At 35.7% G+C, this 25,369-nt stretch carries 22 protein-coding genes; 9 read left to right on the forward strand and 13 right to left on the reverse strand.

What is annotated here, in order from left to right; genetic code table 11:
• Positions 1–50 precede the first annotated feature (50 nt).
• Positions 51–368, forward strand: a complete 318-nt coding sequence (locus IWX84_RS00730; RefSeq protein ID WP_035668621.1) for a 2Fe-2S iron-sulfur cluster-binding protein — start codon at positions 51–53, stop codon at positions 366–368.
• A gap of 27 nt (positions 369–395) precedes the next feature.
• On the opposite strand, the gene IWX84_RS00735 is transcribed toward IWX84_RS00730, so the two are convergent.
• From IWX84_RS00735 to IWX84_RS00765, 7 genes are all read right to left on the reverse strand, one after another.
• Complete coding sequence (locus tag IWX84_RS00735) at positions 396–1,292, reverse strand: metallophosphoesterase (RefSeq protein ID WP_196848820.1); 897 nt, start codon at positions 1,290–1,292, stop codon at positions 396–398.
• Positions 1,293–1,379: 87 nt separating this feature from the next.
• The gene (locus IWX84_RS00740; RefSeq protein ID WP_196848822.1) at positions 1,380–2,153 is read right to left on the reverse strand and encodes an SGNH/GDSL hydrolase family protein; all 774 of its coding nucleotides are present in this window, start codon (positions 2,151–2,153) and stop codon (positions 1,380–1,382) included.
• 67 nt (positions 2,154–2,220) lie between these two features.
• Positions 2,221–3,000: a DUF3050 domain-containing protein gene (locus tag IWX84_RS00745; RefSeq protein ID WP_196848823.1), complete on the reverse strand. Its 780-nt coding sequence runs from the start codon at positions 2,998–3,000 to the stop codon at positions 2,221–2,223.
• A 91-nt stretch (positions 3,001–3,091) separates the two neighbouring features.
• A complete protein-coding gene (locus IWX84_RS00750) occupies positions 3,092–4,270 on the reverse strand; it encodes an acyl-CoA dehydrogenase family protein (protein ID WP_196848825.1) in 1,179 nt (392 codons plus the stop codon).
• Between the two features lie 236 nt (positions 4,271–4,506).
• Positions 4,507–5,169 carry a tRNA1(Val) (adenine(37)-N6)-methyltransferase gene (locus tag IWX84_RS00755; protein WP_231385376.1) on the reverse strand — a complete coding sequence of 221 codons (663 nt, stop codon included), beginning with the start codon at positions 5,167–5,169 and terminating at the stop codon, positions 4,507–4,509.
• 154 nt (positions 5,170–5,323) lie between these two features.
• Positions 5,324–5,848, reverse strand: coding sequence for a ribosome maturation factor RimM (gene rimM, locus IWX84_RS00760; RefSeq protein ID WP_196848828.1), 525 nt, complete (start codon positions 5,846–5,848; stop codon positions 5,324–5,326).
• Positions 5,849–5,863: 15 nt separating this feature from the next.
• On the reverse strand, positions 5,864–6,421 hold the full coding sequence (locus tag IWX84_RS00765) for a 30S ribosomal protein S16 (protein ID WP_196848830.1): 558 nt from the start codon (positions 6,419–6,421) through the stop codon (positions 5,864–5,866).
• 199 nt (positions 6,422–6,620) lie between these two features.
• Here IWX84_RS00765 and IWX84_RS00770 point away from each other — a divergent pair, with 199 nt between their 5' ends.
• Positions 6,621–7,100 carry a DUF6252 family protein gene (locus tag IWX84_RS00770; RefSeq protein ID WP_196848832.1) on the forward strand — a complete coding sequence of 160 codons (480 nt, stop codon included), beginning with the start codon at positions 6,621–6,623 and terminating at the stop codon, positions 7,098–7,100.
• 153 nt (positions 7,101–7,253) lie between these two features.
• A complete protein-coding gene (locus tag IWX84_RS00775) occupies positions 7,254–7,616 on the forward strand; it encodes an RNA recognition motif domain-containing protein (protein WP_091255845.1) in 363 nt (120 codons plus the stop codon).
• Positions 7,617–7,719: 103 nt separating this feature from the next.
• On the opposite strand, the gene leuB is transcribed toward IWX84_RS00775, so the two are convergent.
• The 6 genes from leuB to IWX84_RS00805 form a co-directional block, all read right to left on the reverse strand.
• Positions 7,720–8,781 carry a 3-isopropylmalate dehydrogenase gene (leuB, locus tag IWX84_RS00780; protein ID WP_196848833.1) on the reverse strand — a complete coding sequence of 354 codons (1,062 nt, stop codon included), beginning with the start codon at positions 8,779–8,781 and terminating at the stop codon, positions 7,720–7,722.
• Positions 8,782–8,897: 116 nt separating this feature from the next.
• On the reverse strand, positions 8,898–10,484 hold the full coding sequence (locus IWX84_RS00785; RefSeq protein WP_231385377.1) for an alpha-isopropylmalate synthase regulatory domain-containing protein: 1,587 nt from the start codon (positions 10,482–10,484) through the stop codon (positions 8,898–8,900).
• 30 nt (positions 10,485–10,514) lie between these two features.
• Positions 10,515–11,039, reverse strand: coding sequence for a GNAT family N-acetyltransferase (locus IWX84_RS00790; RefSeq protein ID WP_196848834.1), 525 nt, complete (start codon positions 11,037–11,039; stop codon positions 10,515–10,517).
• A gap of 85 nt (positions 11,040–11,124) precedes the next feature.
• On the reverse strand, positions 11,125–11,721 hold the full coding sequence (gene leuD / locus IWX84_RS00795; protein ID WP_196848835.1) for a 3-isopropylmalate dehydratase small subunit: 597 nt from the start codon (positions 11,719–11,721) through the stop codon (positions 11,125–11,127).
• Between the two features lie 179 nt (positions 11,722–11,900).
• Positions 11,901–13,295 carry a 3-isopropylmalate dehydratase large subunit gene (gene leuC / locus IWX84_RS00800; protein ID WP_196848836.1) on the reverse strand — a complete coding sequence of 465 codons (1,395 nt, stop codon included), beginning with the start codon at positions 13,293–13,295 and terminating at the stop codon, positions 11,901–11,903.
• Between the two features lie 630 nt (positions 13,296–13,925).
• Positions 13,926–14,849: a LysR substrate-binding domain-containing protein gene (locus IWX84_RS00805; protein WP_196848837.1), complete on the reverse strand. Its 924-nt coding sequence runs from the start codon at positions 14,847–14,849 to the stop codon at positions 13,926–13,928.
• Positions 14,850–14,892: 43 nt separating this feature from the next.
• Here IWX84_RS00805 and IWX84_RS00810 point away from each other — a divergent pair, with 43 nt between their 5' ends.
• From IWX84_RS00810 to IWX84_RS00835, 6 genes are all read left to right on the forward strand, one after another.
• A complete protein-coding gene (locus IWX84_RS00810; RefSeq protein ID WP_196848838.1) occupies positions 14,893–15,267 on the forward strand; it encodes a hypothetical protein in 375 nt (124 codons plus the stop codon).
• A 14-nt stretch (positions 15,268–15,281) separates the two neighbouring features.
• Positions 15,282–16,721: a proton-conducting transporter membrane subunit gene (locus IWX84_RS00815; protein ID WP_196848839.1), complete on the forward strand. Its 1,440-nt coding sequence runs from the start codon at positions 15,282–15,284 to the stop codon at positions 16,719–16,721.
• Positions 16,718–19,111, forward strand: coding sequence for a DUF2309 domain-containing protein (locus tag IWX84_RS00820; RefSeq protein WP_196848841.1), 2,394 nt, complete (start codon positions 16,718–16,720; stop codon positions 19,109–19,111). The genes IWX84_RS00815 and IWX84_RS00820 overlap by 4 nt, the downstream gene beginning before the upstream one ends.
• 431 nt (positions 19,112–19,542) lie before the next feature.
• On the forward strand, positions 19,543–24,078 hold the full coding sequence (gene dnaE, locus IWX84_RS00825; RefSeq protein WP_196848842.1) for a DNA polymerase III subunit alpha: 4,536 nt from the start codon (positions 19,543–19,545) through the stop codon (positions 24,076–24,078).
• Positions 24,079–24,257: 179 nt separating this feature from the next.
• Positions 24,258–25,151, forward strand: coding sequence for an outer membrane beta-barrel protein (locus IWX84_RS00830; protein WP_196848844.1), 894 nt, complete (start codon positions 24,258–24,260; stop codon positions 25,149–25,151).
• A gap of 57 nt (positions 25,152–25,208) precedes the next feature.
• Entirely contained in the window at positions 25,209–25,364 is a 156-nt protein-coding gene (locus IWX84_RS00835; protein WP_196848846.1) for a hypothetical protein, read from the forward strand.
• Positions 25,365–25,369: the final 5 nt, after the last annotated feature.

Consider the following 25,369-nt stretch of genomic DNA (forward strand, 5'->3'; position numbering starts at 1 on the left):
TATCCCTGATGAAAACCCACAACTCATAACTTATAACTCATAACTGATTTATGGATGTATTAATAAAGATTAAAGATCGAGAAGGAGTTGTTCATGAATTGCAAGCTCCCACAGATATGGCGATGAACATCATGGAATTATGCAAGGCCTACGAGCTTCCTGTCGAAGGAACTTGCGGTGGTATGGCAATGTGTGCTTCTTGTCAATGTTATGTGCTTAATGATGTAGCATTACCGGAAATGGGTGATGACGAAGAAGCTATGTTATCAGAAGCATTCTACGTGAAATCAAATAGTCGTTTGGGCTGTCAAATCCCGATCACCGAAAGTTTAGAAGGATTAGAACTAGAATTAGCTCCGGAAAATTAAAAAAGGCGAGAAGAAATTCTCGCCTTTTTATTTGTAATCTTTTAGATTGGTTGGACCTTCTAGCACTTCTCTCACAATTTGTAAAATACCATTATCCCTTGTGTCAATGTACCATTTTATTAATGTTAAGGTTCCGTTTGCAATCTCAATACCTGTAATACTTCTCGGGTGTACGCAGCTCCCGTCATTAAAATAAGGTGTAGAGTTTTGACTTGGGTACGAAAAACTGGGACGGTGGGTATGTCCTACAATGGTGATTTTTCTATTGTTGTTTTCAATCCATTTTTTTATGCGCAGTTCGATTTTTATACGTTCTATATAATTTTTTGCTGGACTTGTTGGGTCAGAGATACCCCAAATTTGTAATGGTTTCCATAATACAGCAACCATGAATCGGTTAATTTTCCAACCGATATAATTCATGAAATCGGCTTGGTGGCCATGCGTTAAAAATAGCTCTTGCTTGGTTTCCTGATGGACTAAAACGATGGCTTCGTGACATTTTATACCGGTAAATAAAGGTTCGATTCGGTCATTTTGGGTATTTATATAAGTCGTAAGTGTTTTTTCTGCGTGATCTTTATCTCGAAAAACCATATCATGATTGCCCCAAATTTTGTAGTACCTTTTGGAGTCATGAAATTTCTTCAAAAGTAAATAGACATTTTTATGGGCTTCAAAAATGGTTTTAAAGAATATATTTTCCCATAATTCGTCGCCGTCACCCAATTCACAATAAGTAAAACCATCATTAAAATATTGGTTCATAGCGTGAAAATAGACATTTCGATTGTTTGCAAAGTCATCAGCAAAACTATTGTCGCTTCTGTGGCAGTCACTAAAAAGGATAAATTTTGATTGATCATCAAAAGGAATTCTTTGGGCTTCTTTATAGGCTCTTGTTAATCGTTCTTGGGAAGACATTTATTTATTTTAAAAAAAAATAAAGATATATAAAAACACCTATGATATTTGTTTTATAGCGTGACTTCTTTAAAATATAGCTTGTTTTTATTTTTGTATGGCTGAAGCCGCTTTTGGCAAAATACGTTCTACAAATAATGAATAGGCTAATTCCGAAGGATGTAACCCGTCTTGACATACAAGATTTGTATTTGCTAAACCTTGTCTGGTGATGTCAGTAATATTTATAAATTCAATAGTGTTGTCGTTGCAATACTTTTTTGCGAATGCATTATAAGCATCAATTTCCGTGGAAATCCTCGTTTGATTTCCTGACGCTTGGCCAAAGGGTGTATAGGCATAATCTGGAATAGAAACTACAATGACATTGGTCTTGTCTCCTTTTGCGAAAGCAATAGCTTTAGCTACTAATTCAGGAAACTCTTTTTCATATAACGAAAAAGGTTTGTTTTGATATTGATTGTTTACGCCAATTAATAAGGTGACCAAGTCATAATCTGAACTTGGATTTTGTAAATTAATTGCCGAAATTAAGTTGGTAGTTGTCCAGCCCGTTTGTGCAATAATCTGTAAAGGATAAGTATTATTTGGATTTAAATTGCGCAGACTTTTCTTCAGTTGTTCCGGAAATCTACACGTTTCACATACGCTTTGTCCAATAGTGTAACTGTCACCAAGTGCTAAATAGCTAAAGGTTAGATTTTGTGTTTGCGGGACTGTTACCGGTACAGGATTAGACGGCGTTGTGGGATTTGTGAGTATTGGCGCAGCATTTGTTTTTGGAACTGGATTTTCACTGCTGCAACCAATAATAAAAAAGAGTAAAAAGAACGTAACTATTATTTGAAATTGTTTTTTCATTATTTTGAAATTTAGAATTATTCATTTCTAGATAATAGTTACGTTATTTTGAAGAAAATGGTTTTTTTTAAACCATTTCCACTTTCATAATTGTTTCTTCTATGGCATCCCAAAGTCCAATTCGTTTTTCTAAAGCTAAAACGGAGATTGCTGAAACTTCTGACCATTTTTGAGGGTTGGTTCCACAAAGCTCGGTTATCATTTTCATTGCCATTGGTCCGTGCTCGTCAGCATCCAATTCGATATGTCTTTCGAAATAATAAATTAGTTTACTTAAATCAGTTTCCGGGAAGTTTTCTTGAAAGTTTTTTAAGATGGCGGTAAACATGCTCGGAATCAGATCTTCTCTTCCAAAAGTAAATGCGGCTGCGATTTCATGTGTTTTTCCTTCGTCAATAACTCGGAAAGTAAAGTCTAAGAAGGCTTTAATATTAGGATGTAAATTACTTTTTTTTATGGCTACAAATATATTTTGAAGAGAATGAACTTCTGATAAAAATTGTTCGATTCCTTGCGTATTTGCGCCGCAAGCGTGCATCGCTTCAATATACATTTCGTAGTGACTTTGGTGACGGCCATCAATTGTCAAATCAGTTTCTTCCGCCAAAACAATTTCATTAATCAAATATCTTGTTTCTGGATTTTCGGTAGCAAACCATGGAGTTGTAGTGCAAGTTAGCTTTGATTGTAGCGCTTTTAATAAGGACATGAAATCCCAAACTGCATAAACATGATTTTCCAAAAAAGTTTGTAAGTCGTCAATTGTTTGTACTTTTTTGTATAAGGAATGTTGTAACAAAGATTCTTTTTGAGACTGAATCGTTTTGTTAATTGCTTCAATATTCATAATGGTATTTTTTCTGTAAATATAAAAAAGCTTCTTGTTTCCAAGAAGCTTTTGCTATCAATTTTATAAACACTCTAATAGTTGTTTCCTATTATTTAAATGCCGGAATACCAGTGATGTCCATTCCTGTAATCAACAAGTGAATATCATGAGTTCCTTCATAAGTAATCACAGATTCTAGGTTCATCATGTGACGCATAATAGAATATTCTCCAGTAATTCCCATTCCACCTAATATTTGTCTGGCTTCACGAGCAATGTGAATGGCCATGTCTACATTATTTCTTTTAGCCATAGAGATTTGAGCTGTTGTAGCTCGTCCTTCGTTTCTTAAAACACCTAAACGCCAAGTCAATAATTGTGCTTTGGTAATTTCGGTAATCATTTCGGCTAATTTTTTTTGTTGTAATTGTGTTCCTGCAATAGGTTTGTCAAATTGAATTCTCTCTTTGGCATAACGTAAAGCGGTATCGTAACAATCCATTGCAGCACCAATAGCACCCCAGGCAATTCCATAACGAGCTGAATCTAAACAGCCTAATGGAGCGCCAAGTCCTGATTTGTTAGGCAATAAATTTTCTTTTGGCACTTTAACGTTATCAAATATTAATTCACCAGTCGATGAAGCACGAAGCGACCATTTGTTATGAGTTTCTGGAGTTGTAAATCCCTCCATTCCACGTTCTACTATTAAGCCGTGAATTCTACCTTCTTCACTTTTTGCCCAAACAATAGCGATATCTGCAAAAGGAGCGTTTGAAATCCACATTTTGGCACCATTCAATAAATAATGGTCTCCCATATCTTTAAAGTTGGTAATCATACTTCCTGGATCAGAGCCGTAATTCGGTTCAGTCAATCCGAAACATCCCATAAACTCGCCGGTAGCCAGTTTTGGTAAGTATTTCATACGTTGTTCTTCGTTTCCGTATTTCCAAATAGGATACATTACTAAAGACGATTGTACCGAAGAAGTAGATCTCACTCCTGAATCGCCGCGTTCAATTTCTTGCATAATTAAACCATAAGAAATTTGGTCTAATCCAGCTCCTCCATATTCTTCTGGAATGTAAGGACCAAAACCGCCAATTTCACCCAAACCTTTTATGATTTGCTTAGGAAATTCAGCTCTTTGAGCGTATTCTTCTATAATAGGAGACACTTCGCGTTTCACCCATGCACGGGCGGAGTCGCGAACTAATTTATGTTCTTCTGTCAATAAATCGTCTAGGTTATAATAATCTGGAGCTTGGAATAAGTCTGGTTTCATGATCGCTAATTTTAAAGGAACAAATTTACATAAAGAAATATAACAAAACCATTATAAAATGTTATATTTTTAAATAATTCAAAAATGATGGCTTTGTCGAAATGTTTCTTCGAATAAATTTAATGTTTATTTTCCACACAAGAATTGTCCTTTGCAGAGAAAGCAAAAAATATAAATAATTAGATGATTTAAAAATAGAAATTGACGATGTTAATCGAAATAAAATCTTTTTGAATTTACATTTTCAAATAGAATTCTTTCGTCAATTCAATATATTCGGCGGTATAAATGTGTCTTGCCGTTTCGATGATTAGTTCATCAATTGGGAAATCAATGTTTTCATTTCGGCTAAAAGCCAATAAGCTTCTTTTGATTTCTGTTGTTGGAGTTCCTTTTACACGAGTTATTTTAAAAGGGTATAATTCATATGCTGCGGCTAAAGCCAAGAAATTTTCTTCCTCTTTGAATGGAATGATTATGGAAAAAATCCCGTTTTCTGAAAGTAATAATGCAGCGGCTTCAATCAAATCTACAAAAGGCATTGAGTCAGCAAAACGAGCTAAATCGCGTTGTTCCGTTGCGGATTTAAAATCATCGGTATAAAAAGGAGGATTGGAAACGATTAAGTCATATTCGTCTTCTGGTTCTTCCACAAATTCATCTAAACCGGCATGAAAACAGAATAATCGGTCGCTCCAAGGCGAGTTTTCAAAATTATCTACTGCTTGTTCGTAGGCATCTTCATCAATTTCTAAAGCATCAATTTGTTCGGCATGAGTTCGTTGTGCCAACATCAAAGCGATTACACCAGTTCCAGCACCGATATCCAAAATGCTAAATGGATTATTTTCTATTGGTGTCCATGCGCCAAGTAACACACCGTCAGTTCCAATTTTCATGGCGGATTTGTCTTGATGAACGATAAACTTTTTGAAGGTAAACAAAGCGATTTAAGATTGTAGATTAACGATTTTTGACCCGAGCGATAGCGAACGGGCGAAGCATTTCAGGTTTTTTAGAAACTGAACACTGCGACTGAACACTGAATACTGTTTATAAGTACATTTCGATTAAGCCTTCTGGTAAATCCATGACCACTTTTTTGTTTTCACGATCAATTTTTACAAGAAAATGATCAATCATTGGGATTAGAATTTCAACTTCGCCATTTAGCACTTCAAAAAGGGGCTGTGCGGTTGAATCATTTATAGATTCTATTTTTCCAACAACGCCAAGACGTTTGTCTTCAACTTCAAATCCTATAACTTCGTGGAAGTAGAATTTGTTACCGGTAAGTTTTGGTAACATTTTTAATGGAAGGTAAATGTCATTGCCTATTATGGCATCTGCATCTTCTTCGGTATTCATGTCTTCAAAACGAATTCTAAGGAAATCGTTTTTGTGCAGTGAACTGCTCTCAATAAAAAAAGGAACCAAGTGTTTGTTGCATTCAACAAACACTGATTCCAAGTTTTCGTATAACTCAGGTTCGTCCGTATCTAAATAGGCAAGAACTTCCCCTTTGAAACTAAATTTTTTAGCGATTTTACCTAAATAGAAACAATCTTCTTTACGCATCTTCGCCTTCTAAAATTATGCTTCAGTTGTTTCGTTATTTTCTTCTGCAGCAGGAGTTTCTTCAGCCGAAGCTTCAACTTCTTCTTCTACAGCAGGAGTAGCAGCAGCAATAGCATCTGCTTCAGCTTGTGCAGCTGCAGCTAAACGTTTTGCGTTTACATCTTGTTCTGCTTTGAAAGCTTTCGCTTTAACATCCGCTTGTGCTTTTGTCAAACCTTCTTTTTTAGCATCAACTGTTCCTGTTTTTTCTTCTAACCAAGTTGCTAATTTTGCATCAGCTTGTTCTTGAGTTAAAGCACCTTTACGGATACCACCATCAAGGTGATGTTTCAATAAAGCTCCTTTGTAAGAAAGAATTGCTCTAGCAGTATCAGTTGGTTGAGCACCATTGTGCAACCATTTAACTGCGCTATCAATGTTTAAATCGATAGTTGCTGGGTTTGTGTTTGGATTGTAAGTACCGATTTTCTCTAAGTATTTACCATCTCTTTTTGAGCGAGCATCCGCTGCTACAACCCAGTAAAAAGGTTTTCCTTTTTTACCGTGTCTTTGTAATCTAATTTTTACTGACATAATCTTGTGATTAAATTTTGAGGTACTCGACCTCTATTAATTAAGGGTGCAAAGATACATTTTTTATTGGTAAATACTAATCGGATTAGTATTTTAATGACTCATAATAAGTTACGGGAAAAATGACTGTGTTTTTTATTTTTGTTTTAAATTTTCTAACTAAAATAATTTACTTTTGTGTAGATCAATAGCCACTATTATGAAAAAGCTTTTTTTAATTATTATTGTTCTCTTTGCATTTCTATCATGCCAAGAAGATGTTCGTTTCAATAATCCTTCTTTGCAAGGGATGAAAGACAATGTATTTTGGAGAGCGATAGAATCTAGGGCGACTTTAGCTCCTGATGGGTCTTTGCTTATACAAGCTTATACCGGGAATGAAACCCTATCCTTAAAAACCACTTCTACAAAACCTCAAACATATTTTTTAGGAACCAGTGAATCAAAAAAAGTCACTTACATTTTAAATGATCCAAGCGGATTAATTACTTTTTCTACGGGTTTTGGTGTTGGCGATGGTCAAATTGTGATAGAAGAATATGATGCTGTAAACAATACTGTGACTGGAAAATTTAAATTTAACGCAGTAAATACTGACAATAACGCAATTGCGAGTGCAACAATAAATTTTCAACAAGGCGTTTTTTATAAAGTTCCGGTAAGTAAACTTGTTCAGTAAATTAAGGTAAAAATTAATCTTAAAACACTTATGTAAGATGTGTTAGCGATATTTTTTTGCGTAATATTTCAAAATAAAAACATAAATAAGCTAATAGATAGTGTTTTAGAAATAAATAGCTGTACATTTGTTCTATTATTTAAATAAGTACATATGAATATTTTTGTTGGAAGTCTTCCATTCAGTATTGAGGAAGCAGATTTAAGAGAGTCTTTCGAGGCTTACGGAGCAGTTGATTCAGTTAAGATTATTACTGATAAATTTACTGGAAGAAGTAAAGGATTTGGTTTTGTTGAGATGCCAAATGATGAGGAAGCTCAAAAAGCTATTGACGAATTGAATGGTGCTACTGTTCAAGGACGTGCAATCGTAGTAAACAAATCTGAGCCAAAACCAGAAGGCGAAAGAAGAAGTTTTAACAATAACAGTCGTGGTGGAGATTCACGCGGTGGTTATGGTGGTGGAAACAGCCGTGGTGGAGAAAACCGTGGTGGTGGAAACAGAGGTGGATATTAATATTTTTCTCTACAACTATAAAAAAAGGTGTCAATGTAAATTGACACCTTTTTTGTTTGGTAAAGATGCACTCCAGTGCATCTCTTCTAAAAGATCTTATACTTTACAAATTAGCAACTAACCAGTCACCAACTTCGCTGGTTTTATATGCTTTTGCTTCTTTTATAGCTAAATCTTCTGTTACAATTCCTTGCTCCAAGGATTTATTTACAACCACTCTTATAGCTGCCGCTTCTTCTTTTAATCCAAAAGCATCTTCAAACATCATTGCTGCCGACAATACTGTCGCCAATGGATTTGCAATATTCAATCCCGTAGCTTGTGGATACGAACCGTGAATAGGTTCGAATAAAGAAGTGTGTTCTCCAACAGATGCGGAAGGCATTAATCCCATAGATCCCGAAATCACTGAAGCTTCATCAGTTAAGATATCTCCAAATAAGTTTTCGGTAATCAATACGTCATAGGAATTAGGCCACTGAACCAAACGCATCGCTACAGCATCAACAAATTCGTAACTTACTGTAACTTCCGGGTAATCTTTCTCCATCGCTTGAACGGTTTCTCTCCATAAACGGGATGTTTCCAATACATTGGCTTTGTCCACGCAACACAGTTTTTTAGTTCGTGTCATAGCCAATTCAAAGCCTTTTTTGGCTAAACGTTGTACTTCAGCTCTGGTGTAAGTACAAGTGTCAAAAGCAGTTTCGCCATCATCTTTCCTTCCTTTTTCACCAAAATAAATTCCACCGGTAAGTTCTCTCAAGAAAACTAAATCCGTTCCTTCAATTCGTTCTCTTTTTAATGGAGAATTGTCAATCAAAGATGGGAAGGTAAATGTTGGTCGAACATTGGCAAACAAACCTAATTTTTTTCGCATTAACAGTAATCCTTGTTCGGGTCTTACTGTTGCTTTTGGATCGTTATCATATTTTGGATGTCCAACAGCGCCAAATAAAACAGCATCGGCTTTCAGGCAGATTTCATGCGTTTCGTCAGGGTAAGGAACTCCAACAGCATCAATCGCACAAGCACCTGTTAATGCAGGCATCCAATTGATTTCATGGTTAAATTTTTTGGCAATAGCATCCGAAACTTTTACGGCTTCATTAATTACTTCAGGTCCAATTCCGTCTCCGGCTAAAAGGGCGATATTAAATTTCATTTATCATAGTTTTATTTTCCTACCCCCTCCCGAACCGTCGGGACCCTCCGATGGAGGGGAAGACTGGGTGATGATGGATTATTTTTATTATTTGATTGTATTTCTTTAATTTTATTCTAAATTTTGAGCTCCGATTTCACCTTGTCTTCCTCCATTTTGGGAAGCCCCGACGCTTCGGGAGGTGAGAGAATTACATTTAACATTTTTTGAGTAGCAATAATTGCGGCTACCGTTTGGTCTGAATCTAATCCTCGTGTTTTAAATTCTTTTCCTTTATTAGTCCATGTTATTATCGTTTCGCATAAAGCATCAGAACTACTTCCCGGAGGAATTCGAACTGCATAATCGATCAATTTAGGCAATTCTAAATTTTTACTTTTATATATTTTTGCCAATGCATTCATAAAAGCGTCAAATTGTCCGTCACCTTGCGCGTGTTCTTCAATTACTTCTCCGTCAATTTTTAAGGAAAGGGTGGTGGATGGGCGCATTCCTTTAGCATGGGATAAAATATATGATTCTACTACGATTTTTTCTTCATAGGTCTGACTGTCTAAAACATCAGAAATGATATAAGGTAAATCTTCCTTGGTAACGGTTTCTTTTTTGTCCCCTAATTCGATAATCCTTTGGGTAACTAATTTTAGATCTTCTTGATTTAATTTTAATCCTAATTCCTGAAGATTTTTCTCAATATTGGCCTTGCCGGATGTTTTTCCAAGAGCATATTTTCGTTTTCTTCCAAAACGTTCCGGGAGTAAATCATTAAAATATAAATTATTTTTGTTATCACCATCGGCATGAATTCCAGCTGTTTGCGTAAATACATTGTCGCCTACGATAGGTTTGTTGGCGGGAATTCTATATCCTGTGAAAGTTTCTACCAACTTACTCACAGAATATAAGGAAGATTCTTTTACACTGATTTCTATTTCCGGTAAAAAGTCATTGATTACGGCAACAGTACTTTCAAGTGGTGCGTTTCCAGCGCGTTCTCCCATTCCGTTTACGGTTACGTGAAGTCCTTTGATACCCGCTTTTACCGCTTCCATAACATTGGCAATGCTTAAATCATAGTCATTGTGTGCATGAAAATCAAAATGGATATCTGGATATTTTGCAGTAATTTTCGAAATAAATTCAAATGTTTCTGTTGGAATAAGAACGCCTAAAGTATCCGGTAATAATATTCTTTTAACGGGTTGCGTCACTAAAAAATCTAAAAACTGAAATACATATTCGGGCGAGTTGCGCATTCCATTGCTCCAATCTTCTAAATAGACATTCGTCTCTATATTATTTTCTTTAGCCAAAGCAATCGCTTGTGCAATTTCAGTAAAATGTTGTTGGGGTGCTTTTTTTAACTGATGGGTCAAATGATTCAAAGATCCTTTGGTTAATAAATTCTGAACTTTCGCGCCAGTATTTTTCATCCATTCTATCGAAAGTCCTCCGTCAACAAAAGTTAAAACTTCGATTCGGTTGCTGTATCCTTTTTCCTCAGCCCAAGTCATGATACCTTTTACACCTTGAAATTCGCCTTCGCTGACACGTGCCGAAGCGATTTCGATTCTATCAACATTTAATTCTTCCAACAATAATTGTGCAATGGTCAGTTTTTCTGCAGCAGAAAAGGATACTCCTGAGGTTTGTTCACCATCACGAAGTGTCGTATCCATTATTTCAATCTTTCTTTTTTCCATTGTATTGCTTAGGCTACTATTTTTTCCTCACTAACTCCCCCTTTCGGGGTTGGGGCATTTTATTTCAAACAAACTAAGGGTTATTCCGTCGTAATGTTTGGGTAATCCGTTATAATCTGGGGTTATGATTCCTAAAAAGTCAAACCCACATTTTTGATAATACTCAATTAATTCTTCATTATCTCCCCAAGTATCTAGTCTCAAATAATCGAGTCCTTTTTCTTGGGCAAATGGTTTTGCCCATTCCGTAATTTTTTTTACAAAATTTTGTCCTCGAAATTTTGGATGGGTCACAATCCTGTGAAAGTATACTGCTTTGTCACTATTTTTTTCTTTCCAAATGCTTTCGTCATCAAATGTGATTGCAAAAACACAAGCGATTTCATTTTCAATAATTATTTTCCATTGCCGTTCTTCTGCAATTTCTTTTTTCACCAAATTTCTTTCAAAACCTTGCCAATGTTTGTTGAACTTGGTTTTTTGATATTCGACCGCCATATCATAGAAATGAAAAATGGAATCAATATCCTCTATGGTACTTGCTTCAAATGTCATATAAAATGCTTAAATACTGCTGTTTGAAGATAAGCACAGTAAAATACAGAACTTAAAATTCAAATCGTAAACTATAGGGAATAAATTAAATAAGTTGCTTGTCAGCAAACGTTACAATTTCTTCTTTGATGTTTTGTAAATAATCAATGTCGTCAAAACCATTGATCATGTTGTCTTTTTTGTAACCGGAAATGTCAAATGTTTCTTTTTCTCCTGTGGTCAAAAGAGTGATAGTTTGCTTCGGAAGGTTGATTTCTAATTCTGTTTTTGGATCAGCTTCAATCGCTTTGAAAATTTTATCGGCAAATTCTGGGCTTACTTGAACTGGCAAAACGCCAATGTTTAAGCAATTTCCTTTAAAGATGTCTGCGAAAAAACTCGAAACTACGGCACGAAAACCGTAATCGTAAACTGCCCAAGCTGCGTGCTCTCTTGAAGAACCCGAACCAAAGTTTTTCCCGCCCACTAATATTTTCCCGCTATAAGTTGCGTCATTCAAAACGAAATCTGCTTTTGGAATTTCGTCTGCGTTGTATCTCCAGTCGCGGAAAAGGTTGTCGCCAAAACCAACACGTTCTGTTGCTTTCAAGAAACGAGCTGGGATGATTTGATCTGTATCTACGTTTTCTATAGGTAGCGGTACTCCACTACTGGTAAGGATATTAAATTTATCGTATGCCATTTGATTTTTGATTTTTGATTAACGATTTCTGATTTTTGATTTTCAATGTAGAAAAGTAAAACCTCAAACGTTACTGTTTTTTTGTAAAATATAAATTGAATTTTTTAAAAGAAAGTTTAATTGGATTAACGAAATCTGAAATCTGAAATCAAAAATCGTTAATCTTCAATCTGAAATCTTTAAAAAAGCTCTCGTGGATCTGTCAACACTCCGGTAACCGCCGCCGCCGCCGCCATAATTGGACTTGCTAATAATGTTCTGGAACCCGGACCTTGACGCCCTTCGAAGTTCCTGTTTGACGTACTTACGGCATATTTTCCAGCAGGTACTTTGTCATCATTCATTGCTAAACAAGCGGAGCAACCGGGTTGACGCAATACAAAACCAGCTTCGGTTAGAATGTCCAAAAGTCCTTCTTCTTTAATCTGTGCTTCCACTACATGAGAACCCGGAACCAACCAAGCCGTAACATTGTCTGCTTTTTTTCTGCCTTTTACAATTTCTGTAAATGCTCTAAAATCTTCAATTCTACCATTGGTGCAACTTCCCAAGAAAACAAAATCAATCGGTTTGCCAATCATGACGTCGTTTTCTTCAAAGCCCATGTAGGCTAAAGATTTTTTATAGGTTTCCTCGCCACCTTCTACTTGGCTGGCATTTGGGATATTTTTTGAAATACCAATTCCCATTCCTGGATTGGTTCCGTACGTGATCATTGGTTCAATATCAGCTGCATTGATGTTTAATTCTGCATCGAAAATCGCGTCGTCATCCGTTTTTAATGTTTTCCAATAGGTCACGGCTTTATCCCAAGCTTCGCCTTTTGGAGCGTATAATCTTCCTTCCAAGAAAGCGAATGTTTTTTGATCAGGCGCAATCATACCACCGCGAGCACCCATTTCGATACTTAAATTACAAACGGTCATGCGACCTTCCATAGACATGTTTTCAAAAACGTCTCCGGCATATTCTGCAAAATATCCGGTACCTCCAGAAGTAGTTAATTGAGAAATAATATAAAGTGCAACATCTTTTGGACCAACACCTTTACTCAACTCTCCATTTACGTTGATACGCATTTTCTTTGGTTTCGGTTGCATGATACATTGTGTAGCCATTACCATTTCTACCTCTGAAGTTCCAATACCAAAAGCAATAGCGCCAAAAGCACCGTGAGTAGAAGTGTGTGAATCCCCACAAACAATAGTAGCGCCGGGTAAAGTGATTCCGTTTTCAGGACCTACAACGTGTACAATTCCGTTTTTAGGATCTCCTAATCCCCAGTGAGAAATGCCGTATTCTGCTGCATTATCTTCCAATGCCTTTAGCTGATTTGCTGATAAAGCATCTTGAACAGGTAAATGTTGATTTATAGTTGGAGTATTGTGATCGGCAGTCGCAAAAGTGCGTTCTGGATACAAAACCTTGATATTTCTTGATTTTAAGCCTAAAAAAGCAACAGGACTAGTAACTTCATGGATGAAATGACGGTCAATAAAAAACACATCTGGTCCATCTTCAATTTTACGCACCACGTGCGAATCCCATACTTTGTCGAATAATGTAGTACTCATTTTTAACTATTTTTAAGTGTATTTCTTCTTTTTGCAATCCTAATTATCAACTATAGGTGCAGCAATGTGAGCAAATTTAAAAAAAGAAATAAAGTCTTCAATTTCAGTATTTCATTATATACGATACCCAAACTGTTTTTACGATACTTTACTCCTGTCGTTTGTTAATTTATGAGGGAATATTGGTTGTTTTAGTTTGAATTTATTTTTTTAAATCCCGCTTTTGTAGGTAAAGACGATTTTCATATAATTTATTAAATTATCAATTTTACGTAGCACTTTAACAATTTTATTTAATTTTAAGGGAATTAATTAATCATTTTTTGTCTAATTAACCTAATAAGTTGAAGAAATTATTTTATAAAAAGCCATCGCATTACTCTTTTAAATATAAATCATAAAGGATGGTTTAGTGTTTGCTTTCCTGATTTTATTTGATAAAAAAGTACGACAACCAAAACAAAAAATCTTTGTTTTTTTGATTCAAAAAAACGAAGATTTTTTAAATTTTATATGTCACAATAAATTATAACTTGTTGCTAGATAGTTTTAAGTTGTATCTGCTTAAAAATTTTCGGGTTGGTTATAAAGTTGAATTATTTAATTATATCAAATAGGGTTTTGAGAAAATTAATAAAAGTCAATCCAAGAAAATTTTTCATTGATGATTTCTTCCTTTTTAGAGTTTATAAAATCAAGGTAGGCAGATGCAACAGGCGATAATTTTTTAGATTTGAGCCATATCAAATTCCATGTTGTAATAATAGGAAGTCCTTGTACTGGTATAATCTGCAAATCGTTGTTTTTTAGTTCATTTTTGACACCAATTAAAGGCATGATAGAACATCCTAATCCAGAAATAACGGCTTGTTTTACTGCTTCATTAGAGGTGAGTTCAATTTTCTTTTGTACTGAAAATCCATTGGTTGAAATGAATTTTTCCATAGCATTTCGGGTTGCAGACCCTTGTTCACGATAAATTAGAGAAATGTTTTCGAATAAGTTTTTTTTATCGTTTTGCTTCTTTAGACTTAACTGGCTGCTGCCTAAGAGGAATAGCCTGTTTTGCATAAGTTCGATTTTTTTAATTTTTAATTTTTTTGGCAAAACAGAAACCAAAGCAAAATCTACTTGATTCAATTCTAAGTTTTCTAAAACTCCTGATTTATTTGTTACGTCAATAATAAGGTCTACTGCAGGATTTTGCTTTATAAAATCTGATAAAAAATAGGGCATTACATATTTACCAGTAGACACTATTGATATATTTAGTCGCCCTGAGAGTTCTCCTTGATAAGCTGAGGTTTTGTAATTAATTGTAGATACTTCATTTAAGATTTTCTCAGCGACTTGAGCTATTTCTTTTCCAAATTCAGTTATATAAAGTTTTCTTCCTACTACTTCGGTGAGAGGAATAGGGAATTGATCTTGGAAATTTTTAAGTTGTATTGAAACTGCTGGTTGGGTAAGATGGAGTTCTTCCGAAGCTTTTGTAATACTTTGTATTTGAGTTATTTTCAAAAAAATTTGCAGTTGATGTAAAGTAAAGTTCATAAATATTTTTTATGGATAGCATAACAAATATAAATAAAAATTTATGAATATAAAATATAATATTTGTACCAGAATTAAAAGTCTAATCACTAATACAGCAACAATGGGAACAAACGAATTAACTAAAACTGATAAAATTATGCAAAAAATTCAATTGGTAAAAGGGGAGTTTACTCCTTTTGAAGCTTCGAATATAATTATGTCTTTGATCGATCAAAAAATTAATTTTCATCAAAGACAAAAAATTCAAAAATGGGAAGAAAACCACGAAAGCAATTCAGATGAACTAAATGATCGTATCACCCAACTTGAAAATGAAAAACAAGCTGCGAAAGAGTTTATCTCCAATGCTATAAACGGGAAAACCAAATTAAAAATAAATGGAACTCTTGAAATCACAATTGTAGATAATCAATAATAAAATCCAAAAAAATGATATTAAAAAATCATCAACTTCTGTCTTTTGCCAAGATTATCAATTACGCATTATGGCTGCTGTTTATAATTAATCTATCTTACTTAATATACAACTTCCCTAATATTCCAGTATGGAATTATGGCAGTGTTTTAAAAATTAATGGTTTTACTGTTCTTATTTGGACGCTTGTAACGTTTTTTAGCGCACTAATTGGTAGCTATGGGAAAAGCTATTTGGAAGGGTTCAGATATCACACCAAATTTTCAATGCTATGTTTAGGGTTTACCTTCTCTATCATGGTTTTTGTAATGTCTAATCATGTATTGCTTTTACTAATTATGTGGTTATTGATGGGTGTTTTTATGTCCAAATTAATAGGGGTAGATGCTACGTGGGGAGAAGCAAGAGAGGCTTCGAAATTTGCTCTTAAATATTTTGTGGCGGGAAGTTTTTTCTTAAGTATAGGAGTGCTATTATTGGCTTATCAAGTAGATTCTTTGACTTTAAGCGAAATTATTTCCAAGTTAAGCGAGGTGCCTCAACACATCACTACTATCTCGGGTTTGTGCATTATTATCGCCGCTCTAATTCAATCGGCAATTTACCCTTTCCATCGTTGGTTGCTTTCAGCAATGACAGCGCCGACACCTGCCTCAGCTTTGATGCATGCAGGGTTTGTGAATGGTTCTGGGATTTTATTGACACTATTCTCAACCGTTTTATTTGCTTCGAATACTTTGATTATCCTGTTTATTATTGGAGGTTTAACAGCAGTTGTAGCCCAATTTGCCAAACTTCTGCAGGTCAATGTGAAGCAAAAATTAGCATGTTCAACCATTGCCCAAATGGGTTTTATGATTATGCAGTGTGGTTTGGGATTTTTTAATGCGGCTGTTGTTCACTTAATCCTTCATGGGTTTTATAAAGCGTACTTATTTTTATCAGCAGGAGAAGAAATTGCACTTTCAAAACCACAAAATTTGATGACTATTAAAATCAAACCATCACAGGCTATAATTGTGCTCTTCTATGGTATTGTGGGCGCTTTTATGTTTGCCTTCTTGACGGGAAAAGGCACTGAATTAAATAGCGGTATTTTTCTAATACTTATTGTTGCAATTACTGTTGGTCAGGCTACTTACAATATTGTAAAAGAACAAAGTCTAAGCATTTTGCAAAAGTCATTTTTACCACCACTTTTGTTTGTATGTGGCATGGTAACCTATGCCTTAATATATAAGGGCGTGACGTTAGTAATGAGCGATATGCCTATGGCAGTTGTGCCTTTGCCACTATCTGTGATTCAAATAGCGTTTGGTATTCTATTTCTTGCGGGCTTTTTTATAATGAAGTTAGGTATTTACCGCAAGTACCCGTGGCTGTATGTGAAATTGTTAAACATATCTCAACCGTATAAAAAAACTGTTTTAATGTATAAATCGAAATCAATATGATAAATCTAAGCATTCAAAATAGTATTGAAGAAGCAGCTCAGGTTATAGGAAAGACTTGGCCACTGTATTCTTTTGTCGCGTCGAATCCATTGTCAGGTCAGGAGAAAATGCCTTTTGAAAAAGCAGTAAAACAGGCGCAAAAAGCTCTTAACGCAAATGTGTTTCCAGAAAGCGCGCTATTCCGTCAAGCATGGGAAAAGGGTGAAATTGATAAAAATGTGCTTTTAGAATTGCTTGAAGAAAATCAACTGTCAGAATCACCAGACCATTATTTACAAAAAATGGCATCTCAAAAAACAATCGATGCCAAAAATAGCCATCATGACCTAGATCGAATCATGGCAAAATGGCTCGCCGCATTTATGGACGAAGGTTTGGCAGAATGGAACATGCCCAATAAAAACGAAGGGTTTTACGGTGCTTGGCGCAAACTTGCGGTATATGATAGTGAGATGCCCAAAATGACTATTGCAGAGATACCAAAAACGAGCGTCGAAGCGCTAACGGATGTGCTTAATGGATATGCAACAGTCGATTTCACTAAAATACTGACCTTTCATTTAGCCGCATTGCCGGGCTGGACGGGATATATAAATCATCGAAATACCTATGATTCCCAATGGCAACAACAATATCCAATAACATTACAGGACTATCTAGCTGTTAGACTTTGGGTGGCAAAAAAAATAGGAGCTGAAATTTTTCCAGAAAACAATGATTCTGCAACCTCTTCCTCTGCGTCAAAGCTGCAATACATCTTTTTAAAAGCATGGGAAAAAAGCTGGCAAAATGAGCTTGTAAAACTGTTGGACAACCAGCAGATAGTTAAACAAAAATTCGAAAAAGAAGCGGAGGTTCCAGATGCTCAAATGGTTTTTTGTATTGATACACGATCAGAGTTGATACGAAGACATGTAGAGAATAAAGGGCAATATGAAACTTTTGGATATGCAGGTTTTTTTGGAATCGCAATGGATTATGAAGATTTAAAAGATGGTTTAACACGTAAATCTTGTCCCCCGATTTTAAATTCTGCTTACCATGTTTCAGAAATTCCACAAAGGAATCAATCTAAAGAAGTACGAGCATATAAGCGCAAAAATGACGTTTTAAACTTTAAGGAATATTTTCTAAAAAGAATGAAAAACATGCTTCCTTCTGCCTTTGGGTATGTTGAAGGTTCGGGCTTCTTTTATGGAATGTCTTTAATTGCAAGAACACTCACGCCAGCTTATTTATATAGGTTTAATAAAAAGAACACAATGGATTATGAATCTATTTGTGAACCACAGATTAAGAATACTTGCACGTTCGAATCGATAGATTTAGATATTTCTTTAGCAGAGAAGGTAGCGATTGTAAAAGGGGCCTTTGATTTAATGGGATGGAAAAAATTTGCTCCACTAGTTCTTTTTATAGGTCATGGAAGCCATTCTGCCAACAACCCTTTTGGCTCCAGTTTAGATTGTGGCGCTTGTGCTGCAAGCCCTGGCAGGCATAATGCGAGAATGCTTGCTAAAATAGCGAATATCCCAGAAGTGAAACAGGCCTTGAGAGAGAATCATAATATTGATATTCCTGCGAGCACTATTTTTATTGGAGGAGAACACAATACGACGACAGATGCCATTTTGCTTTTCGACGCAGAGGTGCCAGATTCTCACAAAAATCAACTGCAGAAGTTGAAATTAAATTTGATAAAAACCCAACAAACCGCAACTCAAGAAAGGCTGGGTATTGCTAATAACAGTGTTGCTTTTGCTCAGAAAAAAGCGAGTAACTGGGGAGAAACCAGACCCGAATGGGGTTTGGCTAAAAATGCAGGATTTATTATTGGCCCACGAGAATTAACAAAAAACAATAATCTAGACGGACGTTGCTTTTTACATTCCTATAATTGGGAAACCGATACAAATGGAAAAGCATTAGAAGGTGTCATGCAAGGGCCTATGGTGGTTACCCAATGGATAAACAACCACTATTATTTTTCAACTGTTGACAATGAGGTTTTTGGTGGTGGTTCTAAAATCACCCATAATGTTACCGGTAAATTTGGTGTGGTAAAAGGTAATGGAGGGGACTTAAAAATGGGACTTCCTCTTCAATCGGTTATGGAATCAGACTTAGAAATGTATCACCAACCCTTACGATTATCGGTTGTCATTCAAGCACCTTTATCTAGGGTAAGCGAGATACTTTTAAGAAACGAACACCTTAAAAACTTGCTAGATAACGAATGGATTTATTTAATGGTTATGGATACTTTGGATGAAAATGTAATAAAGCTTTATCAAAAAGATCTAAACTGGATTCCTGCTGATAAAAATGGGAAATGGTCTAAAGATTTGAAAAAAAATAGGATTGAAGTTGCTGTTGAAAATCTGGTATAAATGGATATTAAATTTTTTATCGTACTGTGGCAATTATGATTAAAAAGTAATCAGGATGAATTTTTTTCAGTAGTGAATTTTGAAGGTTTTATTAATAGACAATCAAAACCCTAAAAACAAGAAAGCTGTTTCGTAATTCACGAAATAGTTTTCTTGTTTTTGCCAATTTCCCTTTTGTGATTGGGCTAAAAATATTTAGCGTTTATAATATTAATTGTCGATTAATGAAGTTCTGTTTTTAGGCTTATTATTTTAAAAAAATTAAAATAGAGCTAAATCCAAATTTTGATTTTAACTTTGTCAAGCAAAATAATTCTATTTTAATTTCTTTGGATTGTTAATAACTCACCTCTTTTTTTAGAGTAAAAAAACCTAAATTTGAAATTCAATTTTTGTGATTTTGAACAATTACAAACACTTCAATTCCAGATATGTACTTAATATTCGATACCGAAACTACAGGATTACCAAAGCGTTGGGGCGCACCCATTTCTGACACGGACAACTGGCCACGTTGTATTCAAATCGCTTGGCAGTTGCACGATGATATGGGAAAACTCATCGAGCATCAGGATTATTTGGTCAAGCCCGAAGGATTTAATATTCCGTATGATGCCGAAAGAATTCACGGAATTTCTACGGAATTGGCGGAAGCCGAGGGAATTTCTTTGAGTGAAGTGTTGGAAAAATTCAATTTTGCTTTAGGCAAAGCCAAATATATTGTAGGTCAGAATTTAGGTTTTGACATCAATATTATGGGTTGCGAATTTTACAGAATGGGCGTTGATTCTATTATGAGTTCAATGCCTATTCTAGACACTTGTACCGAAGTTACTGCTTCCTTATTAAGATTGCCTGGTGGCCGTGGAGGAAAATTCAAATTGCCAACACTTACTGAATTACACTCTTATCTTTTTAATAAACCTTTTGGCGAAGCGCACAACGCCACTGCCGATGTGGAGGCAACTACGCGTTGTTTCTTGGAATTAATCCGACGTGAAATTTTCACCAAAGAAGAGCTTGATGTTGAGGTTGGTTATTTCAAAGACTTTCAAAACAGGAATCCAGCCGAGATAAAGCTTATTGGCTTAAAACATATTAATCTCAAAGAAGCTTCTGATAAAATTCGTCAGCAGTTTGGAGAAAAGCAAGCGCCAGCAGTTTCAAAGGCAGCACTTTCAGAGAATAAAAAAGTACTTGTAGATGCGCCTTTTGTGCATTTGCATAATCATACCCAATTTTCGGTTTTGCAGTCTACCATTAGTATTGCGGCATTGGTCAAAGCGGCAGCGCAACAAAAAATGCCTGCGGTGGCCATGACGGATCATGCCAATTTGATGGGCGCTTTTCATTTTGTACGGGATATATTGTATCACAACAAAGCCGCCGAAGCCAAGAATAAAACAGCGATTGAAAACGGTGAAGAACCTACTGAAGTTCCGATGAAACCCATTGTGGGTTGCGAGTTTTTTGTTTGCGAAGATCATAAAAACAAGTCGGTTAAGGATAATGGTTACCAAATAGTACTTTTGGCGAAGACCAAAAAAGGCTATCATAATTTGGCCAAAATATCTTCCATTGCTTATACGGAAGGGTTCTATTATGTACCAAGAATCGACCGGAAAGTCATTCAGCAATACAAGGAAGATATTATTGTCTTATCCGGAAATCTCTATGGTGAAATTCCAAATAAAGTTCTAAATCTTGGTGAAAACCAAGCCGAGGAAGCTTTGCTTTGGTGGAAAGACGAATTCAAAGAAGATTTTTATATTGAGTTGATGCGTCACAATCAAGAGGATGAAAATCGAGTGAATACCTCATTGATTTCTTTGGCAAGAAAGCATGATGTGAAGCTAATTGCGACTAATAATATTTTTTATATAGATAAAGAAAATGCAAATGCGCACGATATTTTGCTTTGTGTGCGTGATGGCGAAAAACAAACGACGCCAATAGGCCGTGGCCGTGGTTATCGTTACGGATTACCCAACCAGGAATATTATTTCAAGTCGGGTGATGAGATGAAAAAGCTCTTCAACGATTTACCGGAAGCGATTTCGAATATTTCCGAAATTGTTGATAAAATAGAAATTTTCGATTTAGCGCGCGAAGTTTTGTTGCCAAAATTTGAAATTCCAACCGAGTTTGAAATTCCCGAAGACGCTGTTGATGGAGGCGTTCGAGGAGAGAATGCGTATTTAAGACATCTTACTTTTGAAGGTGCAAATAGAAGATATCCTGAAATTACAGAAGAAATTCAGGAACGACTGGATTTTGAATTATTGACTATTTCTAATTCGGGTTATCCGGGATATTTCTTGATTGTACAGGATTTAATTGCCGAAGCGCGAAGTATGGGGGTTTCAGTAGGTCCTGGTCGGGGTTCTGCAGCGGGTTCCGTGGTGGCGTATTGTTTGAAAATTACAAACATCGACCCTTTAAAATATAACCTGCTTTTTGAGCGTTTCCTGAATCCGGATCGTGTGTCTCTTCCCGATATTGATATCGATTTTGATGATGAAGGACGTAGCAGTGTCATGGATTATGTGATTCGGAAATATGGCTCAAAACAAGTGGCGCAAATTATTACGTATGGTAAAATGGCAACGAAATCAGCCATTCGAGATACGGCTCGTGTACTGGATTTACCTTTATTTGAAGCCGATAAAATTGCCAAATTAATTCCGGGGATGATGCCCGGAAAATGGAATCTTGCTCGGTTCTTGAGTGAAGATGATGCCTTAATAAAGAAGGCGGTTCGTCCGGAGGAATTTGATAAAATAAAAGAATTAATTGCGCTGGCCAACGAAAGTGGTTTGAGTGGTGAAACTATTCAGCAAGCTAAAGTTCTGGAAGGGAATTTAAGAAATACCGGAATTCATGCTTGTGGAGTGATTATCACGCCCAGTGATATTACCGAATTTGTTCCTGTTGCTACTGCGAAAGATTCGGATTTATATGTAACCCAGTTTGATAACTCTGTGGTAGAAACGGCGGGTTTGTTGAAAATGGACTTCTTGGGTTTGAAAACCCTAACCTTGATAAAAGATACGGTTAAATTAGTGAAATACAGAAATGGAATCGATCTCGATCCAGACACGTTTCCTATCGATGATTTAAAGACCTACGAGCTTTTTCAGCGTGGAGAAACGGTAGGGATTTTTCAGTATGAGAGTCCGGGAATGCAAAAATACATGAAGGAATTGAAGCCTACGGTTTTTCCCGATTTGATTGCCATGAATGCTTTGTATCGTCCGGGACCAATTGCTTATATTCCGAGTTTCGTCAAGCGAAAAAATGGCGAAGAGGAAATTATTTATGACCTTGATGCCTGTGAAGAATTACTGAAAGACACTTATGGAATTACGGTTTACCAAGAGCAAGTAATGCTTTTGTCTCAAAAACTGGCGGATTTCTCCAAAGGTGATGCCGATGTTTTGCGTAAAGCGATGGGAAAAAAGCAAAAGGACGTTTTGGACAAGATGAAGCCCAAATTTATCAGTCAGGCTGCTGCCAAAGGTCATGCCGAAGATAAACTGGAGAAAATTTGGAAAGACTGGGAAGCCTTCGCGGAATACGCCTTTAATAAATCGCACTCTACTTGTTATGCTTGGATTGCATACCAAACAGCTTATTTGAAGGCTAATTATCCCGCCGAATATATGGCTGCAGTTCTGTCGAATAATATGAGTGATATCAAACAGGTTTCGTTCTTTATGGAAGAATGTAAACGCATGGGGTTGCAAGTTTTGGGACCAGATGTCAATGAGTCGTTTTATAAATTTACTGTAAATGATGATTATGCAGTGCGTTTTGGAATGGGCGCTATAAAAGGAGTGGGTTCTGGTGCAGTGGCGACTATTGTTGAGAAAAGAAAGGACGGAAAATACAAATCGATTTTTGATTTGACTAAGCGTATTGATTTGCGTGCAGCAAATAAAAAAGCATTAGAGAATCTGGCGTTAGCAGGTGGTTTTGATTCGTTCGGAAATACAACCAGAGCGCAATATTTTCATGATGATGGCGATGGAATTACTTTTTATGAAAAAGCGATTCGGTATGGTTCTAAGTATCAGGAAAATGAAAATTCGTCGCAGGTGAGTTTATTTGGCGATGCCAGCGAAGTGCAAATTGCGGAACCAGTTGTGCCGCCATGCGAGGATTGGAGTACGATGGAAAAATTGGCCAAAGAAAAAGAGGTTGTTGGAATTTATATTTCGGGACATCCGCTGGATGATTTTAAATTTGAAATGAAATATTTCTGCAATTCGAAATTGGAAATGCTTAAAAACATGGAATCCCACGTGGGGAAAACCCTTGCTTTTGGAGGGATTGTTTCTAATGTGCAAAGACGAATAGCCAAAAATGGTAAGGAATGGGCGATTTTTAACTTAGAAGGTTTTGAAGAAAGTTTTGAATTTAAAATATTTAATGAAGAGTATCTGAATTTTCACCGTTACTTACTTCCTAATAATTTTGTTTATTTTAAAATCCTGATAAAAGACGGATGGGTTAATAAGGATACTGGGAAAAAATCGGAACCAAGAATGCAGTTTACGGATGCGAAACAGTTGCAGGATGTATTGGGTATTTTTGCCAAAAAGCTAGTTGTTTTATTGAATATTACTGATTTGAAAACCGAATTTATTCATAAACTGAGTCATCTTTTTTCAGAAAACAAGGGAGATAATCAAGTGACTTTTGAAATCATGGAATTGGAAAAAACAAGACGCATCGTAGCTTCAGCACCTGTTGTGATTGAAAGTGAAGACGTAGATTTTGTAGAAGAGAATGAAGATTCAGAATCGGGGGTTTTGGAAATTCCCGAAACCAGTACGGTAACCGAAATTGAAGAAATAAAGGTGGTCACTAAATTGTCGATGCCAAGTAGAAAACTGAAAATTAAGATTTCGAACGAGTTATTGTTTGAATTAGAAAAAATGCAAATTAATTTTAAGTTGAATTAGGGTTTTGGTGTTAAATTTTAGATTTTATTCTTTTCATTTAGTTAAAAATAAATCTGTAAATATAATATTACAGTTAAAATAATAAATACTGTAATGATTTGCTAGTGATATTGCTAAAGTGTTGTCAAATGTTATGTGAAATTGATTTAAATTTGGTGTAAATTAATTAATATAATATTATGAAAAAGAATTTATTATTATTAGGATTTATGGCTTGCTCGTTGACTATGATGGGCCAAACTGATAAGAAAGAAAGCAAGAAAGAAAGTTGGTATTTTAAATTGGGAGCTTCATACTTCACGCAAGCTACCGCAACTGAATTTCCTACCGTAGGAGGAAGAGCAGCCAATAAAGATGTTTATGTTGGTGGTAAATTAAATTCTAGAGAAAGCGTTACAGGATCTTTTGGAGAAGGTTTTCGTTACGGAGGTAATGTTGGGTATCGTTTTACTGATCGTTTAGGTGTAGAAATGGGAATCAATTATTACAATAGTAATAGTAAAACAATGGTGCAAACTATCTCTCAAAATACTACAGTATTAAAATCAGACGGACAAGTTAAAGCTTTAGATCTAGCTCCAGCTCTTGTTTTGTTTTTAGGAGAAGTTAAAGGATTTGAAACATATTCAAAAGTAGGTGTTATAGTTCCTGTTAATGGTACTTTAACTATTAAGACTGACGCAATAGTTCCAACTAGTGCTACTACTACGGTTGCAGTTCAGAGCGTTGATAAGGTTAAACCAAACCCAACGGTAGGTTTTATGGCAGCTTTAGGTACTTCTTATAAATTAGGAAAAAACTTATCTGCGTTTGGAGAAGTAGAGTACCGTAATTTTACAGTACATGGTAAAACAAAAGAAACTACTGAATTTACTATGAATGGCGCGGATGCGATGGCTACTAGAACTCAATCTGACATCCATACTAATTATTCAAATCAAATCAATAGTACTTCTAACAATATGTCAACTAATGCAGCTGGTTTTGATAAAAATAAACCAACAGATGATTTAAGCTCATACATCAGTATTAGTGGTGTTGGATTAACTCTTGGTCTTAAATACAGTTTGTAATAAAACGTTATTGGAGTTACACATATGAAAGGTTGTCTGAAAAGACAGCCTTTTTTTTTGATTGGATTTGTTAAAGATGATGTTTATTGGTTTTGGTTTTGTAGCCGTGATGGCCCCGAAGTTTCGGGAGGAATCCTTTTACACTGTCCTGACAGTTCGGGACAGTTTAAAAGACCCATTGTACAGCAGGAAATAGCTTCAAATAACTATTGACAATA

It is taken from the genome of Flavobacterium sp. CG_9.10, assembly GCF_015752245.1.
In the GTDB taxonomy this organism is placed as follows: domain Bacteria; phylum Bacteroidota; class Bacteroidia; order Flavobacteriales; family Flavobacteriaceae; genus Flavobacterium.

Bases quoted from the DNA above. Each gene is read 5' to 3' on its own strand.
- IWX84_RS00730 (WP_035668621.1), top strand. From the start codon at position 51: ATGGATGTATTAATAAAGATTAAAGATCGAGAAGGAGTTGTTCATGAA.
- IWX84_RS00735 (WP_196848820.1), bottom strand. From the start codon at position 1,292: ATGTCTTCCCAAGAACGATTAACAAGAGCCTATAAAGAAGCCCAAAGA.
- IWX84_RS00740 (WP_196848822.1), bottom strand. From the start codon at position 2,153: ATGAAAAAACAATTTCAAATAATAGTTACGTTCTTTTTACTCTTTTTT.
- IWX84_RS00745 (WP_196848823.1), bottom strand. From the start codon at position 3,000: ATGAATATTGAAGCAATTAACAAAACGATTCAGTCTCAAAAAGAATCT.
- IWX84_RS00750 (WP_196848825.1), bottom strand. From the start codon at position 4,270: ATGAAACCAGACTTATTCCAAGCTCCAGATTATTATAACCTAGACGAT.
- IWX84_RS00755 (WP_231385376.1), bottom strand. From the start codon at position 5,169: ATGAAAATTGGAACTGACGGTGTGTTACTTGGCGCATGGACACCAATA.
- rimM (WP_196848828.1), bottom strand. From the start codon at position 5,848: ATGCGTAAAGAAGATTGTTTCTATTTAGGTAAAATCGCTAAAAAATTT.
- IWX84_RS00765 (WP_196848830.1), bottom strand. From the start codon at position 6,421: ATGTCAGTAAAAATTAGATTACAAAGACACGGTAAAAAAGGAAAACCT.
- IWX84_RS00770 (WP_196848832.1), top strand. From the start codon at position 6,621: ATGAAAAAGCTTTTTTTAATTATTATTGTTCTCTTTGCATTTCTATCA.
- IWX84_RS00775 (WP_091255845.1), top strand. From the start codon at position 7,254: ATGAATATTTTTGTTGGAAGTCTTCCATTCAGTATTGAGGAAGCAGAT.
- leuB (WP_196848833.1), bottom strand. From the start codon at position 8,781: ATGAAATTTAATATCGCCCTTTTAGCCGGAGACGGAATTGGACCTGAA.
- IWX84_RS00785 (WP_231385377.1), bottom strand. From the start codon at position 10,484: ATGGAAAAAAGAAAGATTGAAATAATGGATACGACACTTCGTGATGGT.
- IWX84_RS00790 (WP_196848834.1), bottom strand. From the start codon at position 11,039: ATGACATTTGAAGCAAGTACCATAGAGGATATTGATTCCATTTTTCAT.
- leuD (WP_196848835.1), bottom strand. From the start codon at position 11,721: ATGGCATACGATAAATTTAATATCCTTACCAGTAGTGGAGTACCGCTA.
- leuC (WP_196848836.1), bottom strand. From the start codon at position 13,295: ATGAGTACTACATTATTCGACAAAGTATGGGATTCGCACGTGGTGCGT.
- IWX84_RS00805 (WP_196848837.1), bottom strand. From the start codon at position 14,849: ATGAACTTTACTTTACATCAACTGCAAATTTTTTTGAAAATAACTCAA.
- IWX84_RS00810 (WP_196848838.1), top strand. From the start codon at position 14,893: ATGAATATAAAATATAATATTTGTACCAGAATTAAAAGTCTAATCACT.
- IWX84_RS00815 (WP_196848839.1), top strand. From the start codon at position 15,282: ATGATATTAAAAAATCATCAACTTCTGTCTTTTGCCAAGATTATCAAT.
- IWX84_RS00820 (WP_196848841.1), top strand. From the start codon at position 16,718: ATGATAAATCTAAGCATTCAAAATAGTATTGAAGAAGCAGCTCAGGTT.
- dnaE (WP_196848842.1), top strand. From the start codon at position 19,543: ATGTACTTAATATTCGATACCGAAACTACAGGATTACCAAAGCGTTGG.
- IWX84_RS00830 (WP_196848844.1), top strand. From the start codon at position 24,258: ATGAAAAAGAATTTATTATTATTAGGATTTATGGCTTGCTCGTTGACT.